This window comes from Rhodobacterales bacterium HKCCA1288 (assembly GCA_015693905.1).
GTDB lineage: Bacteria > Pseudomonadota > Alphaproteobacteria > Rhodobacterales > Rhodobacteraceae > M30B80.
In genome coordinates this window covers 1170446-1187939 of sequence record CP065161.1, presented here as the reverse complement: position 1 = coordinate 1187939, position 17494 = coordinate 1170446, and the positions used below count along the sequence as shown (strand labels likewise).

The 17494-nt window shown below is 57.1% G+C and carries 18 protein-coding genes; 14 read left to right on the top strand and 4 right to left on the bottom strand.

The window, feature by feature from the left end; all coding sequences use genetic code 11:
* Positions 1-19: 19 nt before the first annotated feature.
* A complete protein-coding gene (locus I3V23_05790; GenBank protein QPI86471.1) occupies positions 20-1552 on the bottom strand; it encodes an acyl-CoA carboxylase subunit beta in 1533 nt (510 codons plus the stop codon).
* Between the two features lie 214 nt (positions 1553-1766).
* Between I3V23_05790 and I3V23_05785 the strand changes: the two genes are divergently transcribed.
* The 9 genes from I3V23_05785 to I3V23_05745 all read left to right on the top strand — a co-directional run bounded on the left by I3V23_05785 (position 1767) and on the right by I3V23_05745 (position 10289).
* Positions 1767-2984: a multidrug effflux MFS transporter gene (locus tag I3V23_05785; GenBank protein QPI86470.1), complete on the top strand. Its 1218-nt coding sequence runs from the start codon at positions 1767-1769 to the stop codon at positions 2982-2984.
* A 91-nt stretch (positions 2985-3075) separates the two neighbouring features.
* Entirely contained in the window at positions 3076-3861 is a 786-nt protein-coding gene (gene surE, locus I3V23_05780) for a 5'/3'-nucleotidase SurE (protein QPI86469.1), read from the top strand.
* A gap of 6 nt (positions 3862-3867) precedes the next feature.
* Positions 3868-4509 (top strand): protein-L-isoaspartate(D-aspartate) O-methyltransferase, encoded by a 642-nt coding sequence (locus tag I3V23_05775; protein QPI86468.1) that lies wholly within the window; start codon positions 3868-3870, stop codon positions 4507-4509.
* A gap of 132 nt (positions 4510-4641) precedes the next feature.
* Entirely contained in the window at positions 4642-5850 is a 1209-nt protein-coding gene (locus I3V23_05770) for a peptidoglycan DD-metalloendopeptidase family protein (GenBank protein ID QPI86467.1), read from the top strand.
* A gap of 30 nt (positions 5851-5880) precedes the next feature.
* Entirely contained in the window at positions 5881-6207 is a 327-nt protein-coding gene (locus tag I3V23_05765; protein QPI86466.1) for a multidrug efflux SMR transporter, read from the top strand.
* Positions 6208-6317: 110 nt separating this feature from the next.
* Positions 6318-7673: a proline--tRNA ligase gene (locus I3V23_05760; protein ID QPI86465.1), complete on the top strand. Its 1356-nt coding sequence runs from the start codon at positions 6318-6320 to the stop codon at positions 7671-7673.
* An 11-nt stretch (positions 7674-7684) separates the two neighbouring features.
* Complete coding sequence (locus I3V23_05755; GenBank protein QPI86464.1) at positions 7685-8257, top strand: peroxiredoxin; 573 nt, start codon at positions 7685-7687, stop codon at positions 8255-8257.
* 33 nt (positions 8258-8290) lie between these two features.
* On the top strand, positions 8291-9604 hold the full coding sequence (locus I3V23_05750) for a lipoprotein-releasing ABC transporter permease subunit (protein ID QPI86463.1): 1314 nt from the start codon (positions 8291-8293) through the stop codon (positions 9602-9604).
* Positions 9597-10289: an ABC transporter ATP-binding protein gene (locus I3V23_05745; protein ID QPI86462.1), complete on the top strand. Its 693-nt coding sequence runs from the start codon at positions 9597-9599 to the stop codon at positions 10287-10289. Before I3V23_05750 ends, I3V23_05745 begins: the two co-directional genes overlap by 8 nt.
* Here the strand turns inward: I3V23_05745 and I3V23_05740 are convergent.
* Complete coding sequence (locus tag I3V23_05740; protein ID QPI86461.1) at positions 10286-11203, bottom strand: alpha/beta hydrolase; 918 nt, start codon at positions 11201-11203, stop codon at positions 10286-10288. The two genes, I3V23_05745 and I3V23_05740, sit on opposite strands and share 4 nt — an antisense overlap.
* Entirely contained in the window at positions 11200-11493 is a 294-nt protein-coding gene (locus tag I3V23_05735; GenBank protein ID QPI86460.1) for an SCP2 sterol-binding domain-containing protein, read from the bottom strand. The genes I3V23_05740 and I3V23_05735 overlap by 4 nt, the downstream gene beginning before the upstream one ends.
* Positions 11494-11723: 230 nt before the next feature.
* Here I3V23_05735 and I3V23_05730 point away from each other — a divergent pair, with 230 nt between their 5' ends.
* From I3V23_05730 to I3V23_05710, 5 genes are all read left to right on the top strand, one after another.
* Positions 11724-12182: a tetratricopeptide repeat protein gene (locus tag I3V23_05730; GenBank protein ID QPI86709.1), complete on the top strand. Its 459-nt coding sequence runs from the start codon at positions 11724-11726 to the stop codon at positions 12180-12182.
* 46 nt (positions 12183-12228) lie between these two features.
* On the top strand, positions 12229-15027 hold the full coding sequence (locus I3V23_05725) for a disulfide oxidoreductase (protein ID QPI86459.1): 2799 nt from the start codon (positions 12229-12231) through the stop codon (positions 15025-15027).
* Entirely contained in the window at positions 15024-15398 is a 375-nt protein-coding gene (locus I3V23_05720) for an RNA-binding S4 domain-containing protein (GenBank protein ID QPI86458.1), read from the top strand. Before I3V23_05725 ends, I3V23_05720 begins: the two co-directional genes overlap by 4 nt.
* A 57-nt stretch (positions 15399-15455) precedes the next feature.
* Positions 15456-15791 carry a ferredoxin family protein gene (locus I3V23_05715; protein ID QPI86457.1) on the top strand — a complete coding sequence of 112 codons (336 nt, stop codon included), beginning with the start codon at positions 15456-15458 and terminating at the stop codon, positions 15789-15791.
* A gap of 318 nt (positions 15792-16109) precedes the next feature.
* Positions 16110-16622 (top strand): CarD family transcriptional regulator, encoded by a 513-nt coding sequence (locus tag I3V23_05710; protein ID QPI86456.1) that lies wholly within the window; start codon positions 16110-16112, stop codon positions 16620-16622.
* Between the two features lie 57 nt (positions 16623-16679).
* Here the strand turns inward: I3V23_05710 and I3V23_05705 are convergent, their stop codons facing one another.
* A complete protein-coding gene (locus I3V23_05705; GenBank protein QPI86455.1) occupies positions 16680-17444 on the bottom strand; it encodes an adenosylcobinamide-GDP ribazoletransferase in 765 nt (254 codons plus the stop codon).
* Between the last annotated feature and the right edge of the window lie 50 nt (positions 17445-17494).

Below are 17494 nucleotides of genomic sequence, written 5' to 3'. Positions count from 1 at the left end.
CATGATGGGTCGTTCTGTCCTAGAGCGGGATATTGTCGTGCTTCTTCCATGGCATGCTGCGCTTTTTGCTGCGAAGCATGGCAAAAGCTTTGCAAACGCGCTTGCGGGTGGATTGCGGTTGGATCACCTCGTCAATGAAGCCACGCTCTGCGGCCACGAAAGGATTGGCGAACCGATCCTCATAATCTTTGGTGCGCTGCGCGATTTTTGCGGCATCGCCCAATTCGGAACGATAGAGGATCTCGGTGGCACCTTTCGCGCCCATAACGGCCACCTCTGAGGTGGGCCACGCGTAATTGACATCGGCGCGCAGATGTTTGGAGGCCATAACCACATAGGCCCCGCCATAGGCTTTGCGGGTGATGACAGTGACTTTTGGCACGGTCGCCTCGCCATAAGCAAAGAGCAGCTTTGCGCCGTGCTTGATCACCCCGTCATATTCCTGCTTCGTGCCTGGCAGGAAGCCTGGAACATCCACGAAGGTCAGGATCGGGATCTCGAAGCAGTCGCAAAAACGTACGAAGCGGGCGGCTTTGCGGCTCGAGTCGATATCAAGAACACCCGCCAGAACCATCGGCTGATTGGCAACGACACCCACGGTCTGCCCCTCAAGGCGGATAAAGCCCGTGATAATGTTTTTCGCGAAATTTTCTTGGATCTCGTAAAAATCGCCCTCATCCGCGACCTTTTCGATCAGCTCTTTCATATCGTAGGGCGTGTTGGGGTTGTCGGGGACGAGCGTATCAAGGCTCTCCTCAATCCGATTGGGCGTATCGTAGAAAGGGCGGACTGGGGGTTTTTCGCGGTTGGATAGCGGAAGGAAATCAATCAATCGGCGCACTTCTGAGATAGCCTGAACGTCATCTTCAAAGGCGGCATCCGCGACTGAGCTTTTCTTGGTATGTGTCGAGGCGCCACCCAATTCTTCGGCTGTGACGACCTCGTTGGTCACGGTTTTCACAACATCTGGCCCTGTGACGAACATGTAAGAGCTGTCTTTGACCATGAAGATAAAATCAGTCATCGCGGGGCTATAGACCGCACCGCCCGCACAGGGCCCCATGATCAAGCTGATCTGCGGAACAACGCCTGAGGCCTCAATATTGCGCTGAAAAATCTCGCCATAGGCGGCCAAGGAGGCAACGCCTTCTTGGATGCGCGCACCGCCCGAGTCGTTCATGCCAATCACAGGCGCGCCATTTTGCATGGCCATATCCATAATTTTGCAGATTTTCTGCGCGTGGGTTTCTGATACGGAACCACCAAGCACGGTGAAGTCTTGGCTAAACACATAGACCAAGCGGCCATTGATGGTGCCCCATCCTGTGATCACCCCATCGCCGCGTGGCTTGCTTTCGGCCATGCCAAAATCGGTGCAGCGATGGGTGATGAACATATCATATTCTTCGAAGGAGCCTTCATCGAGCAACAGTTCGATCCGTTCGCGTGCGGTCAGCTTGCCTTTGCTGTGCTGGGCATCAATGCGCTTTTGCCCGCCCCCCAAACGCGCCTCCGCGCGGCGGTCCTCAAGCTGTTGCAAAATATCCTTCATCAGGCGATCCTCCTTCGTGCCGCGTCATGGAGCGGTCTCACAATTCCATTGACCTTACGCAATCTGATGGGGTCGGGCGAGTCTTCTCTGGCATATTTGCAAATTACTTCGCTTTGCTTTTAATAATTTTGCAAATCTGCAAATATCAGAGGCATTGCCGCCATGTGTAGATTTTGAACTAGACAGTTTAGTCAAACAGGCTTAGCGATGGGCTATGTCTCACATCCCTCCGCAGCGGTTCTTAGACCGCAGCACGGCCCCATCCATTTTCACATTGATCGTGCTCACGGGCTTGGGCGCGTTGTCGATGAATGTATTTCTGCCGTCTTTGCCGCAGATGGCCGAGTATTTCGGGGCAGAATACGGTGTGGTTCAGCTTTCTGTGGCGCTTTATTTGGGGGTGAACGCGGCCTTGCAGCTGTTGGTTGGCCCGCTCTCTGATCGCTATGGCCGCAGACCTGTGATGCTTGTTGGGGTGGCGATCTATTGCTTGGCCAGTTTGGGCTGCCTTTGGGCGCCAGATGTCATCACCTTTCTGGTGTTTCGTATGATACAAGCCAGCGTTGTTGTGGGTTTGGTGTTGGGACGTGCTGTAGTGCGTGACCTTTACCCTCGGGATCAAGCGGCCTCGATGATTGGGTATGTCACCATGGGTATGGCGATTGTTCCAATGGTTGGCCCTGTCATCGGCGGCGCTTTGGGGCAAGCCTTCGGATGGAAGGCCAATTTCTGGCTCTTATTCGGCGCAGGCCTCGTGATCTTGCTCTTGGCATGGGCTGATTTGGGCGAGACCGCGCGCAAGGGGGAGGGGCGCTTGCGGGATCAATTCGCGCAATATCCCACTTTGCTGCTTTCGCGCCGCTTTTGGGGCTACAGCCTATCAAGCACTTTGGCCTCGGGCGCCTTTTTTGCCTATTTGGGCGGTGCTCCTTTGGTGGGCGCGCGCATCTTCGGTCTAGAGCCTGCATTGCTTGGCCTGTTTTTTGGCGCGCCCGCTTTGGGTTATTTCTTTGGTAATTTTATATCGGGGCGCTTCTCAGTGCGCGTGGGCGTTGACCGCATGATCCTATGGGGCGCACTGATCACCGTTGCAGGTCTCAGCACGGGCTTGGGTATGTTTTTCTTAGGCTATAAGACCGCACTGGTCTTTTTTGGCTCAATGACCTTTGTGGGCCTTGGAAATGGGATGGTGCTGCCGAATGCAACATCTGGGATGATGTCCATCCGACCTGATCTGGCGGGCACGGCTTCGGGGCTTGGTGGCTCGATTATGTTGGCGGGTGGGGCCAGTCTTTCCGCGCTTTCGGGCGTCATTCTGTCTCAATCGGATCAGGCCTATCCGCTGATTTATTTGATGCTCGCTTGCGCTATTGGCGCCGCCGCTTCGGCGATCTACACGGCGCGGCGCAATCATGCGCTTCGGATCAGTTAGACGATCCCCACAGCGCAGCTCTGCCCTTGTCGTGCGCCGCCCCCTTCGCTAACAACACTCACAGAACGATAGCCGTGAAGGAGTGCGATTGATGCGAATTCTGATTACCAATGACGATGGCATCAATGCGCCGGGCCTGGCCAGCCTTTACAAAATCGCAACTGATCTCGCAGGCCCTGATGGCGAAGTTTGGACGGTTGCCCCTGCCTTTGAACAGTCAGGTGTGGCGCATTGTATCTCCTATGTGCATCCTACGATGATCGCTGAACTTGGCCCGAAAAAATTTGCCGCTGAAGGCACGCCTGCGGATTGCGTTTTGGCAGGGCTTTACGATGTGCTGCAAGACAGCCCGCCAGATTTGGTTTTGTCTGGCATCAATCGCGGCAATAATTCTGCTGAGAACGTGCTCTACTCTGGCACGATTGGCGGTGCGATGGAGGCGGCCTTGCAGGGCTTGCCTGCCATCGCATTGTCGCAATATTTCGGGCCGCAAAATGCCCATCTTGAAAACCCGTTTGAGGCTGCCGAGGCGCATGGCGCAGATCTTTTGCGCGCGTTGTGGCAGCAGGCGCATTGGGATCAAAATGATTATCGGCTGTTTTATAACGTGAATTTCCCACCCGTTGCCGCAGCAGATGTGAAAGGGCGCCGCGTTGTTGCGCAGGGCTTCCGCCGCGAAACAAGCTTTAAAGTCGAGGCTATGATCGCCCCCAACCAGCGCCGCTTTTTGTGGATCAAGGGCGGCGCGCAAGATGTGCCGACCCAGCCCGATACGGATGCCCATGCCAATTTGGCAGGTTATATCTCAATCACGCCAATGCGCGCAGATTTGACCGCCCATGATGCGCTGTCAGATCTGAAATCCCGCCTTGAGTGATCCAATATGAGCGATCTGGCCGAACGCAAAATGCAGTTTCTGTTCACCTTGCGCTCCAAGGGGATCAGCAATGCGCGTGTTTTGGCGGCTATGGAAAAAGTCGACCGCGGCATGTTTGTGCGCGGCCATTTCGCGGATCGGGCCTATGAAGATATGCCCTTGCCGATTGCCTCGGGTCAGACCATCTCGCAACCCTCCGTGGTGGGGTTGATGACCCAAGCCCTTGAGGTGAGCGAACGCGATAAGGTTTTGGAAATTGGCACAGGGTCTGGATATCAGGCTGCGGTGCTGTCGCATCTGGCGCGCCGTGTCTATACGATTGACCGACATCGCAACCTGACCCGTGCCGCGCAAGAGGTGATCACGGCGCTCGGTATTCCCAATGTCACTGTTGTGACCGGGGACGGGTGTTTCGGGATGGAGGAACAAGCCCCGTTTGATCGTATCCTCGTCACAGCCGCGGCCGAGGACCCGCCGACACCCTTATTGGCGCAGTTGAAGGTGGGCGGCATCATGGTGCTCCCTGTGGGGCAGTCCGATCAGGTGCAAAGCCTGATCAAGGTTGTGCGCCATGAGGACGGGTTTGACTACGAAGAATTGATGCCTGTGCGCTTTGTTCCGCTTGTCGAAGGATTGGCCGAGGCATAAAGCGCGCAATAACGCGGGACAAAGGGTAGAAACGACCCACATCTTTGATATATAGTTGAGCGTAAAGAACGTGCAGCGGTGAAACCGATGCCCTCCCTCTGGCTGAGCGGCCAGAAGCTGAAAGAGCAGATGATGAAACGCAAATTTTCGGTGGCGCGCCACTTGCCTGTGACCAATATTCTCGCCTTCGGGCTGAGCGCTGCGCTGTTGTCGGGCTGCGTTGGTGCGGTCAGCGATTTAGATTTTGATTTCCGTGGAAATGCAATTTCCAACACGGATGTCAGCGCCACAGCCCCACGGCCTGAGCCTGATGCGCAAGGGCTAATCACCTATCCCAATTATCAGCTTGCTGTCGCGCGGTCGGGTGACACAGTGCGCAGCGTGGCATCGCGCATCGGTATTGATGCGGACAGCTTGGCGCGGTTCAATGGCCGCACTGCGGATGATCCGCTGCGCCCGAACGAGATTTTGGCCTTGCCGCGCGATGCGCGTGTGGGCAGTGGCGGTGCGGGGCGTGACATCACACAGATTGCAAGCTCGGCCATTGATGCGGCTGAGACACGCAGCCCGCAATCGCCCGCCGTGCAATCTGGTCAAGAGCCTGTGCGCCACCGCGTGACACGCGGGGAAACGGCCTATTCCATTGCGCGCCTTTACAACGTGTCTGTGCGCGCCTTGTCGGATTGGAATGGGCTTGGCCCCGATCTGGAGGTGCGCGAGGGGCAATATCTCATCATCCCATTGGCCCTTGAAACCGCCACAGGCAATATTGCCGATGGGGCGGTGCCAGGTGCCTCGACCCCACCCCCGCCGCCTTCTGCAAGCCAAGCTTTGCCAGCCCCCATCACTAGCGAAACGCTGCCCGCACAACAAAGCGCGGCGGCACCTGCAAGCAGCACTGCGCCTGCGCCGCGCCCCGCGACCCCAAGCAGCGCACCCGCACCTGCACCTGCTGCACAGCCGCAGGCAGCCGCGCCCGCAGTGGCAGATGCAGGGGGGGCTTTGTTGCGCCCCGTATCGGGCAATATCATCCGTGCCTTCTCGGCCAGCAATGAGGGGGTTGATATCGCCTCGGCGGTTGGCACGCCCGTGCGCGCAGCTGAGGCTGGCGAAGTGGCGGCGATTACCCAAGATACAGATCAAGTGCCGATCTTGGTTTTGCGCCATGCCGATGGGTTGCTGACCGTTTACGCCAATATCCGCGACATCACCGTCTCGCGCGGGGATCGTGTCAGCCGCGGTCAAACCATTGCCGAGGTTGGGCCAGGTTCGCCGTCCTTCTTGCATTTTGAGGTGCGGCGCGGGTTCGAAGCCATCGATCCGATGCCCTTCTTTGATTAACCCGCTCTGGGGTAGAAGGCAGCTTAACCCATGCATTGGATCTATCTTACTATCGCGATATGCGCAGAAGTAGCGGGAACGAGCGCGCTCAAGGCTTCTGATGGGTTCACACGGGTTTTGCCATCTGTGGTGGTTGTGATCAGTTACGGCTTGGCCTTTGTCATGCTTTCACAGGCCTTGCGGGTTTTTGATTTGGCCGTGGCCTATGCGATTTGGTCAGGGGCAGGGATTGCCGCAATCGCACTGGTGGGCCTGTGGGTTTATGGGCAAAAACTTGACCTTGCGGGCATCATTGGGATTGGCATGATCGTGGGCGGCATTGTGGTGGTGCAGCTTTTTTCCAACAGCACAGATTAGCATCTTGGCCACAGGCCCCTTGCCGCATCGCGGATGATGGCCTAAGCGGTTTTGTCAAACGTATTGCGCCTGATTGAGAGGGCGCATCACCATAATCCATGAGGATCGCTATGCGCCTGACCCGCTATTTCCTGCCCGTCCTGAAAGAAACGCCCTCCGAAGCGCAGATTGCAAGCCACCGCTTGATGCTGCGTGCAGGCATGATCAAACAGGCCAGCGCGGGGATCTATAGCTGGCTTCCTTTAGGATATAAGGTTCTCAAGCGGATCGAGACGATCGTGCATGAAGAGCAGGTGCGCGCAGGCCATATTCCAATGCTGATGCCCACCTTGCAATCTGCCGATCTTTGGCGCGAGAGCGGACGCTATGATGATTACGGCCAAGAAATGCTGCGCATCACAGACCGCCATGGTCGCGATATGCTCTATGGCCCGACCAATGAGGAATTGATCACTGATATCTTCCGCGCCCATGTCGGCAGTTACAAGGATTTGCCGCTGACGCTCTATCATATCCAGTGGAAATTCCGCGATGAAATCCGCCCGCGTTTCGGTGTCATGCGGGGCCGCGAATTCTTGATGAAGGACGGGTATAATTTCGACCTGACCAAAGAGGATGCGCTGCACGCCTATAACCGCCATCTGGTCAGTTACCTGCGCAGCTATGAGCGTATGGGTCTGCAAGCCATTCCGATGCGCGCAGATGGTGGCCCTATTGGCGGCGATTACACCCATGAATTCCTTGTTCTGGCCGAGACGGGCGAGTCTGAGGTATTCTATGACAGCGAAATCACGGATCTGCGTTTTGGTGATCGGGATATTGATTACGACAATGTCGACCAGTGCCAAAGCGTGCTGGAGGAATTCACAAGCCGCTATGCGCGCACAGATGAAACACATGATGCCGAGATTTTCGCGCAAGTGCCCGAAGCGCGTCAGCGCGTGGCGCGCGGGATTGAGGTGGGCCAGATTTTCTATTTTGGCACAAAATATTCAGAGGCAATGGGGGCTGTTGTCTCAGATCGTGATGGCAATCGTGTGCCCGTCCATATGGGCAGCCATGGCATCGGGGTGAGCCGTCTTTTGGGTGCGATCATTGAAGCCAACCACGATGATAATGGCATCATCTGGCCCGAAGGCGTGACCCCGTTCCATTGCGGGATTGTCAATCTCAAGCAGGGTGATGCTGCCGCAGATGCAGCCTGTGACGAGATTTACAAGGCGCTCAGTGCCAAGGGTCTTGAGCCGCTTTATGATGATCGCGCCGAGCGGGCAGGGGGCAAATTCGCCACGATGGACTTGATCGGCCTGCCATGGCGTATCACTGTTGGCCCGCGTGGCCTTGCCAATGGCGTGGTTGAATTGACCTCGCGGCGCACGGGCGAAAGCGTTGAGATGAAGCCAGAAGATGCGATTGCACGCTTGGTCGAGATTTACGCCCCGCATTTCGGGCATATCCAGAACTGAGGAGCGCAGCCATGTCTGCATCTGCCAAGCACGGGCTTGAGATTGATTGGTCAACCATCCCTGCGCCTGTTGATGATGGTGCGGCAGATCACTTGCGCGGTATGACCTTGCCTGATGTATCTTTGCCTGCCACCGATGGGGCGGTTGTCTCTCTGGCGGCGCTTCGGGGGCGGAGCGTGGTCTTTGCCTATCCGCGCACGGGACGACCTGATGTCGCGCTGCCAGACGGGTGGAATGACATACCCGGTGCGCGGGGCTGCACCCCCCAATCTTGCGCGTTTCGTGATCTTTACGCAGATTTGCGCGCGCTTGGGGTCGATCATCTTTTTGGCCTTTCAACCCAAGACAGCGCCTATCAGGCTGAGGCGGTTCTGCGTCTGCATCTGCCCTATGCGATGCTATCGGATCAGGGGCTTGCTCTGCGCGATGCGCTGCGGTTGCCCAGTTTTGAGGTTGCGGGGGAGGTGTTGTTGAAACGCCTGACCCTGATCTGTCGCGATGGGGTGATCGAAGATGTGATCTATCCCGTGTTTCCGCCTGACGAAAACGCGAGCCAAGTTGTAGAGCGCCTTAAGAAGCCCTAAATCAGGGCAAGGAAGCTCTGCGAAGGAGTGGTCATGACCACCGCTGCCACCGCCAACCCTGCACCGCGTTCCCCGCGCCCGTTTGCGCGGTTTGAATTTATGATCGCCTTGCGCTACCTGCGCGCCCGCCGTGCTGAGGGGGGCGTGTCCGCGATGACATGGATCAGCTTTCTTGGCATCGCTTTGGCCGTGGCGGCGTTGATTGCGACCCTCTCGGTGCGGGCGGGGTTTCGACATGAATTTGTTGGCACGATTTTGGGCGCGAACCCACATATTTCAGTCTATGGTGCGCCCAATTACAGTGCAACAGGCGCGATGAGCCGTGAGATTTCAGATTACACGGATATTGCTTCGGCAATTGCAACGCTAGATGGCGTGGCCCATGTGGCCCCGGTGGTCACGGGGCAGGTCATGGCCGCCGCTTTTGGCCGAAATGCAGGCGTTGAGGTTGTGGGGATCACAGGCGCAGATTTGCGTAGTCTGCCCCTTGTCGCGGACCCTGAACGCGCATGGGGCAATCTGGATCAATTTGATCAAGGTGTCGCTATCGGCTCGGGCGTGGCGCGGGAATTGGGGGTGGTGGTTGGAGATAAAATCCGCCTGATTTCGCCCGATGGCGCGCGCACCGCTTTTGGCACAAGCCCGCGAATTGTGAATGCTGAAGTGGTCTATATTTTCCAAGTGGGCCGTTTCGATATCGACCGCGTGCGGGTCTATATGCCACTTGACCAAGCGCAGCCCTATTTTAACCGCGAAGGTCTGGTTGATCGCATCGATGTGATGCTGGACGACCCCGAACAAGCAAATGCGGCCGTGACCCGTGTGCTCGGCGCAGCGGGGCCCATGGCCACAGCGTGGACTTGGGAAGACAGTTCTGGCGCCTTTTTGCAAGCGTTGCAAATGGAGGACAATGTGATGTTCATCATCTTGTCGATCCTTGTGATGATTGCCACGCTCAATATTGTTTCGGGCCTTATCATGTTGGTTAAAAACAAGGGGCGCGATATTGGGATTTTGCGAACAGTTGGCCTCACGCAAGGGGCGATTTTGCGCGTCTTCTTCATTTGCGGGGCCTCTGTAGGGGTGGCGGGAACGCTGTGTGGCGTGGCCCTTGGCTCGGCCTTCGCGATTTATATTGACCCCATTTTTGCTGCCGTGAATTGGATGGCAGGGGGCGGGGTCTGGGATCCTTCGGTTCGATATCTGTCGCAATTGCCTGCCCGATTGGAGATGGGCGATATTCTTTCCGCCATGTCCCTGTCGCTTGGGTTGTCATTTTTGGTGACGATTTTCCCTGCGCGCCGTGCGGCGCGAATGAACCCTGTGGAGGCACTGCGTTATGAATGATCAGCCTGTGCTGCGCCTTGAGGGGGTGGAAAAGTCCTATAACCTTGGTCGCCCCAATGAGACGCGTGTTTTGTCGGGTGCGGATCTGCGCATTCATGCAGGCGAGATTGTTGGGCTCATTGCGCCGTCAGGCGCTGGTAAATCCACGCTTTTGCATATCGCGGGCCTGCTTGATACGCCTGACGCGGGGCAGGTTGATCTCTGCGGTCAGGCCATGGCGCGCGCGACTGATGCGGCGCGCAGTGCTGCACGGTGCCGTGATCTGGGGTTTGTGTATCAGTTTCACCATCTCTTGCCTGAATTCAGCGCGCTAGAGAATATCGTGCTGCCACAATTGGCCCTTGGCCATGGTGAGGGGGCCGCACGGGCACGGGCCGCCGCCTTGCTTGATCGTGTTGACCTCTCGCAAAGGGCGCAGCATCGCCCCGCCCAAATGTCTGGAGGTGAGCAGCAGCGCGTGGCAATTTGCCGTGCTTTGGCCAATGCGCCACGGATGCTTTTGGCGGATGAGCCAACGGGCAATCTTGATCCTGATACGGCGGATATGGTGTTTGATATGCTGCTTGATCTCGTGCGCGCCTCTAACATGGCCGCGCTTGTGGCCACCCATAACCACGCCTTGGCTGCGCGCATGGATCGGGTGGTGGTGCTATCCCAAGGGCAGATTGCCCCGCATCGCCCCTAAGGGGCAACGCGCCCCAAAATCTGGGCTATGGCGCGCAAGGCTTGATCGCGCAGGGGATCTGTTTCCATCAACACCTCATGCGCGGCGCCTTCAATTTCAAGAAACTGACCATCAGGCCATGTCGCCATGATCTCTGCAATTCTCTCGCGCGAGACCACGCGCTCATCCGTGCCGACAAAGCCAAGGGTCGGAACACCTTTTGGCGCAGGCAGTGCGGCAAGGGCCTGACACTCGGTCAAGGCATGATAGACCCATGAAATGGATGGCCCCCCAAGGGTCAGCAGCGGGTCTGCCTTAGCTTGTTCCTTCATCCAATCGAGACGCGCCTGATCATGGGTTAGGGGATTGCCTTCAAACACCATCGGCTCATGCGGGCCTTGCGTAGGCGCATAGCGCGCGGCAAGGCCAATCGGCTTAGCGATGACATAGGCAAGCTTTGCCAAGATCCGCAAGACGGGGCTCAGTTGAATGTCCCACATTGGCGCTGAGAACACCGCAGCCGCGGGGCGGAACCCGTTGTGAAGGGCGCGCAGGCCGATAGCGCCCCCCATCGAATGGGCGAACATGACCCATGGCTTGGGCAAATCGCAACGCGCGCAATAGTCAAGAAACGCATCCACATCGCGTTGATATTCAGAAAAATCACCCACATGACCGATTTGTGGATCTTCTAGCAGCCGCGCCGAGAGGCCTTGCCCCCGCCAGTCAAGCGAGGCCATCCCCCATCCTAGCGCGGCAAAAGTTTGGGCCGCATCCGTGTATTTCTCAAGGAATTCGGTGCGCCCCGTGAACAAAAGAATTGTTCCCTTTTGCCCCTTCGGCCAATGGCCCGCCCGTAGGCGTTTGCCGTCTGCGGCGGTGATCCAACGTATATCCTCGGGCCGATCTGCGCCGTAAAACGGGGGAGGTGTCACGCCAGAACCCCACCAAGGCGCATGGCGGCACTCATATCGCCCTCAAGTTTAAGTTTGCCTGACATAAATGCCATGGCGGGGTTTAATCGCCCTGCGAGGATGTCTTGGAACACCTCTGATGATGCACGCATGGTCACATCGGCAGGCTCTGCCTCGTCACTGGGGCGCACGTCTGCGCCTTGGATAATCACGCAGCCCGCCCCCTCGATCACGAATTTTGCCGCGCCATCGTAAGGTTTGACCAGTTTTTTGGCGATTGCATCCACGGCTGCGGCAATCAAATCGGACATTGGAATTTCTCTTTCATAACGCGGCCTCACCGCAAGGATTTTGAAAATCAGGACTGGATGTCGCGTGATTGGCTGCTAACTTCTCACCTATGATGTGGCTATTTCGGATCAGCTTCAACATCCTGATCGCGGTATTTTCAATAAATACGGCCCTCTGCGGTGCTGCCCTCGCACAATCTGCCCCTGCTGCACCCAGTGAGGAAGCTGCATCCGATGCAAGGCTCGCCTCGCTGTTGAGCGAGTTGCAAAGCCCCATTTTGCCCGATTGGGAACGGGTCGAAGCCGAAATCCTAAACCTTTGGTCGCGCTCGGGCTCTCCCGCGATGGATTTATTGCTGCGCCGTGGCAGGCAGGCCATGGCACGGGGGGATTATTCCGCTGCATTGACCCATTTGACGGCCTTGACCGATCATGCGCCTGAATTTGCGGAAGGCTGGAACGCGCGCGCGACCTTATTTTATGAAATGGGCGATTATGGCCCAAGCCTTGATGATATCGCGCGCACTTTGGCCTTGAACCCCAATCATTTTGGGGCGCTCACGGGATTGGGCATGATCATGGAGCAGGTGGAGGCCTATTCCCATGCTTTGGACGCTTTTCGTGCCGCGCGCGCTATACATCCGCATCGCCCCGACCTAGAACAGGCAGTGGAGCGGCTGGAGCGCCAGCTTGAAGGAATCAGCCTCTAGGCAGGAGGCGGGCAGGGCTCTGCCTAAAACGGGCAAGATGGGCGGCATGACGGGCACATTGATGGGCCAAGGGCGGATCGCTGCCGTATTAGGCCCCACCAATACGGGCAAGACCCATTACGCCATCGAGAGGATGTTGGCGCATCGCACTGGCGTGATTGGCCTGCCTTTGCGCCTCTTGGCGCGCGAAGTCTATGATCGCATTGTGGCCATACGCGGCCCTTCCGTGGTCGCGCTGATCACGGGCGAGGAACGCATCATTCCTGATCGCGTGCAATATTGGGTCTGCACAGTCGAGGCGATGCCCACAAATCACGCATGCGATTTTTTGGCTGTGGATGAAATCCAACTTTGTGCTGATCCAGAGCGGGGCCATGTCTTTACCGATCGCTTGCTTCATGCGCGGGGCCTGCATGAGACGTTGTTTCTGGGCGCAGATACGATGCGGGGCGCAATCGCGGCGCTTGTGCCGAAGGCGCAATTCCTGAGCCGAGAACGCTTTTCGGAACTGACTTATACTGGTTCAAAGAAACTGTCGCGCATGTCGCCGCGCTCGGCCATTGTCGGGTTTTCGGTTGAAAACGTCTATGCCATTGCCGAGCTTTTGCGCCGCCAAAAGGGCGGTGCTGCGGTTGTGATGGGTGCGCTTAGCCCGCGCACGCGCAATGCACAGGTCGATTTGTATCAAAACGGCGATGTTGAATTTCTGGTGGCTACGGATGCCATTGGCATGGGGCTTAATCTGGATATCAAGCACGTGGCCTTTTCGGGTCTGCGCAAATTTGATGGCCGCAAGATGCGCGATTTGGCGCCGAATGAATTGGGTCAGATCGCGGGCCGCGCGGGCCGTCATACTTTGCCAGGCACATTTGGCGTCACGGGCGAGGCAAGCCCATTAGATGATGAAGTGGCTAAAGCCATCACCGAGCATCGTTTTGCCCCCATCCGCAAATTGCAATGGCGCAACAGTCGCCTGTCATTTGGATCAATTTCGCGTCTTTTGATGTCTTTAGAGGCGCAAACCGACAATGAATGGCTGACGCGGGCGCGTGCAGCAGATGATGTCATCGCGCTGCGGACGCTTTCGGAACGGGCCGATGTGACCCATCGGATCAGAGATGCCCAAGATGTGCGGCTTTTGTGGGATGTATGCTGTATCCCTGATTTTCGGGGGATTAGCCCCGCTGAGCATAGCAGCCTCTTGGCGGGTATCTTTCAATATTTGCATGAATTGGGCCGCGTGCCTGATGATTGGCTTGCGCGGCAGGTAAAGCGGATTGATCGGCAAGATGGCGACATTGACACATTATCGAAACGCTTGGCTTATATCCGCACATGGACATTTGTCGCACAACGTGCTGCTTGGGTGGATGATGTCGCGTATTGGCGCGAGGAAACCCGTGCGGTAGAAGACCGCTTGTCAGATGCGCTCCATGAGCGACTGACCCAAAGATTTGTCGATCGGCGCACATCGGTTTTGATGCGGCGATTGAAACAGAAGGAGAGCCTTGTGGCCGAAGTGAATGAAAACGGGGAAGTCACCGTAGAGGGCCAATTCATTGGTCGTTTGGACGGGTTCCGCTTCCGCCAAGATAGTGCCGCCACCCCTGATGAGGCGAAAACTTTGCGCCAAGCCGCCGTGGCTGCCCTCAAGCCCGAGCTGCATCTGCGCGCAGATCGTCTATATAATGCGCCCGACACAGAATTTGACTTCACCGAGCAAGGTGGGCTGATGTGGGGCCAATCAGCAGTTGGCAAACTCACCCTTGGCAGTGACGCAACACGCCCCGTGGCTGAGGCCTTTGTGGACGAGGATGCTGGCCCTGAGGTTATCCAGAAAGTGCAGCGGCGCTTGCAGCATTTTATTGATCGCAAAATTGCGGCCCTGTTTGAGCCTATGTTGGCGATGCAAAAAGATGAGGGCATCACGGGGCTTGCGCGCGGTTTTGCCTTCCGCCTGTCTGAGGCCATGGGCATCTTGCCACGCAGCGATGTCGCAGAAGATGTCAAAGCCCTTGATCAAGAGGCACGCGCGCTCTTGCGCAAACATGGGGTGCGCTTTGGTCAGTTCACCGTGTTCATGCCTGCCTTGCTAAAACCCGCGCCGACACGGTTGCGCTTGGTTCTATGGGCGTTGGCGGGCAAGTTGGATCAATTCCCCGAAAGCCCCCCTCCGGGGCTCGTGACAATTCCCAATGACGCAGAAGCGCCAGAGGGGTATTTCACAATGTCAGGTTACCGTCCCGCTGGTACGCGTGCGATCCGTATTGATATGCTTGAACGTCTCGCTGACATGCTGCGCAAGGAAGACAGCCGCGCAGGGTTCGAGGGCAATGCAGATATGCTGTCCATCACAGGCCTCACGCTGGAGCAATTCGCGGATTTGATGACAGGTCTTGGCTATCGCGCTGAGAGGGGCGAACGGGTGAAGGTTAAGGCGGTGGTTGATGCCCCCGCAGAGATCGCAGCGCCTGATGCCGCCACGGATGCGGAACCCGCCGAAACTACGCCTGAGCCAACCGCCGAAGTGCCACAGGTGGCAGATGCTGCCGCACCCGATGCCCCAGAGGATGCGCCAGAGATGGAAGTTTTCTATAACTTCAAATGGGCGCCACCACGGCGGGATCGTAAACCAAACCCGCGCCGCGAAGGTGCGGGTGAGACGGATGGATCAGGACGGCCTCCGCGCAAAGGTGGCAAGCCGCAGCGCGGGCCCAAAGGAAAGGGTCAGGGCGGCAAGCCTGAGGCCGCGCGCAGTTTCAGCGCCAAGCCTGAGAAAAAAGATCGCATTGATCCCGATAACCCATTTGCGCAGGCCTTGATGGGTCTGAAGGAGAAAGGTTGACCCAACCCCGCCCGACCTTGCGGATTGATAAATGGCTGTGGCATGCGCGGTTCTTCAAAACCCGCAGCCTCGCCACCCGTATTGTTGAGGAGGGGGCGGTGCGGGTGAACAGCGCGCGGGTTACCAAACCCGCAACTGCCATCGGCGCGGGGGATGTTCTGACCTTCGCGCAAGGCCAGACGGTGCGCGTGGTGCGGGTTATATCCTTGCCCGTCCGCCGCGGCCCCGCTTCGGAGGCGCAGGCCTGTTATGCCGATTTGAGCGAGATCAAAGAAACTGTTCCAGAAAAGCCCCAGATGGAGGGACATGGACGCCCCTCAAAACGCGAAAGGCGACAGGCTATTTCTTTGCGCCAAGGGGTGCTTGAATGATGGGCGGCAGGGCAGTAAACCCATGCCGCATGATCTTTTGAAAAGAGTGATGACCCTATGACCTATGTCGTGACCGACAATTGCATTGCCTGCAAATATACAGACTGCGTTGAGGTATGCCCCGTGGATTGCTTCTACGAGGGCGAGAATATGTTGGTCATCCATCCAGACGAATGTATCGATTGCGGCGTCTGCGAGCCTGAATGCCCTGCCGATGCGATCCGGCCCGATACTGAGCCAGATATGGAGCAGTGGGTTGAGTTTAACCGCAAATGGTCAGAAGCATGGCCTGTGATCATCACCAAGAAAGACCCACTGCCCGAGGCAGAGGAGATGGATGGCAAGCCTGGCAAAATGGATCTCTTTTCCGAAAAGCCCGGTGAAGGTGGCTAAATAGCAAACAAGGGCGCGGCGATTCTGGCACCGATTCGCCTGTGTTCTATTTGTGCTGGCCTTTATTTGTGCGCAAATTTATCTGAAAAAATAGGGATATGGGCGCAGGTCTGCTGCGCCAACTTTGAATCAGCGTAATTTTGTGTTACATTGCTGTTGCAAACTTTTTTGGAATCACTGCCCAAACCAACATATTCACGGGCTTAGGCCATCGCCTCACATTCCGTAACAATCGCCAATGTAGAAAAGCAGCTCTTTTCTGCATGCGGTTTTTTCGGCTGATTGCCGTGGGTGGCCCGTGCAAAGGAAACACTGCTTATGAGCAAGGCGCGTAAATCGCAAGAATTCAGCCCCAATGATTATGTGGTCTATCCCGCCCATGGTGTGGGTCAGATCATCTCGATTGAAGAGCAAGAGATTGCTGGCATCAATCTGGAGCTGTTCGTGATCTCGTTTGAAAAAGACAAAATGACCCTGCGGGTGCCAACCGCAAAGGCCACTGAGGTCGGGATGCGCTCGCTGTCGAGCCCCGATGTCGTGTCCAAGGCGCTAGATACGCTGAAGGGTAAGGCGCGGGTGAAGCGGGCCATGTGGTCGCGCCGTGCGCAAGAATATGAGCAAAAGATCAATTCTGGCGATTTGATCGCAATTGCCGAAGTGGTGCGCGATTTGCATCGTGCGGATGACCAGCGCGAGCAAAGCTATTCTGAGCGTCAGCTGTATGAAGCAGCGCTCGAGCGTTTGACCCGCGAGTTGGCCGCCGTGCAAGGCATGGATGAGCGCGGCGCGCAGCAGCGCGTGGATGAGGTTTTGACCGCCCGCGCGGCCTAAGCCATTTCTTGAAACATTCGATGCGCCGCGTGAAGGGATCTTCGCGCGGCGTTTTCGTTATAAGACAGATGCAATTGCCGCTAAGGCAACAATTTCGGTGATCTGTTGGCTTGCCCCCAACACATCCCCCGTTTGCCCGCCGATTTTGGCCTTAGCCAACAAACCAAGGCTTAATGCCGCCAAGGCCGCAACGCCAATCACCAAGAGGCCCGAAAGCGGCCCGATCAGGCCCAATGTTATCAGACAGGCAAGAATAGCTGCGCCGCCCGTGGTGACGTTAGACGGGGTTCCCACGCTGCGCGACAGTCCCGCGGCGCGGGGGTTGGGCAAAAAACGCATCAGCACGACCATGGGCGCGCGGCTCAATGCGGCGATGGCAATCAGGGCAAGGGGGGCTTGCGGTAAAACCGTGATGATTAGGCTTGCGCGAAGCAGCAGCGATAAGGTCAGGGCAATGACGCCGTATACGCCCACATGACTGTCTTTCATGATGGTCAGGCGATCTTCCACACTCCATCCGCCCCAAAACCCATCAGCCACATCCGAGAGACCGTCCTCATGCATCGCGCCTGTGCTGAGGATAAGGGCGGCAAGCGCGATTATACCCGCAACGCTAAGCGGCAGGCCCAGCCCCAAAGCCGCACCGCCAAGCCCCATCCCAATCGCGCCGATAGCCGCGCCCACAAGCGGATAGGCCCATGCGGCCTCTGCGCCGCGCGTGTAATCGGGTTTGAAGGGCAGGGAAAGGCGGCTCAAAAGCGCAAAGGCAACGGCGATATCGCCTAGTTTTGGTCGGTTTCCATGCAGAAAGTTATGGGTCATTCTTGCGATGTTCCTGTTGTCCCCGCCATTGTCTATCGGATAGGGGGGGC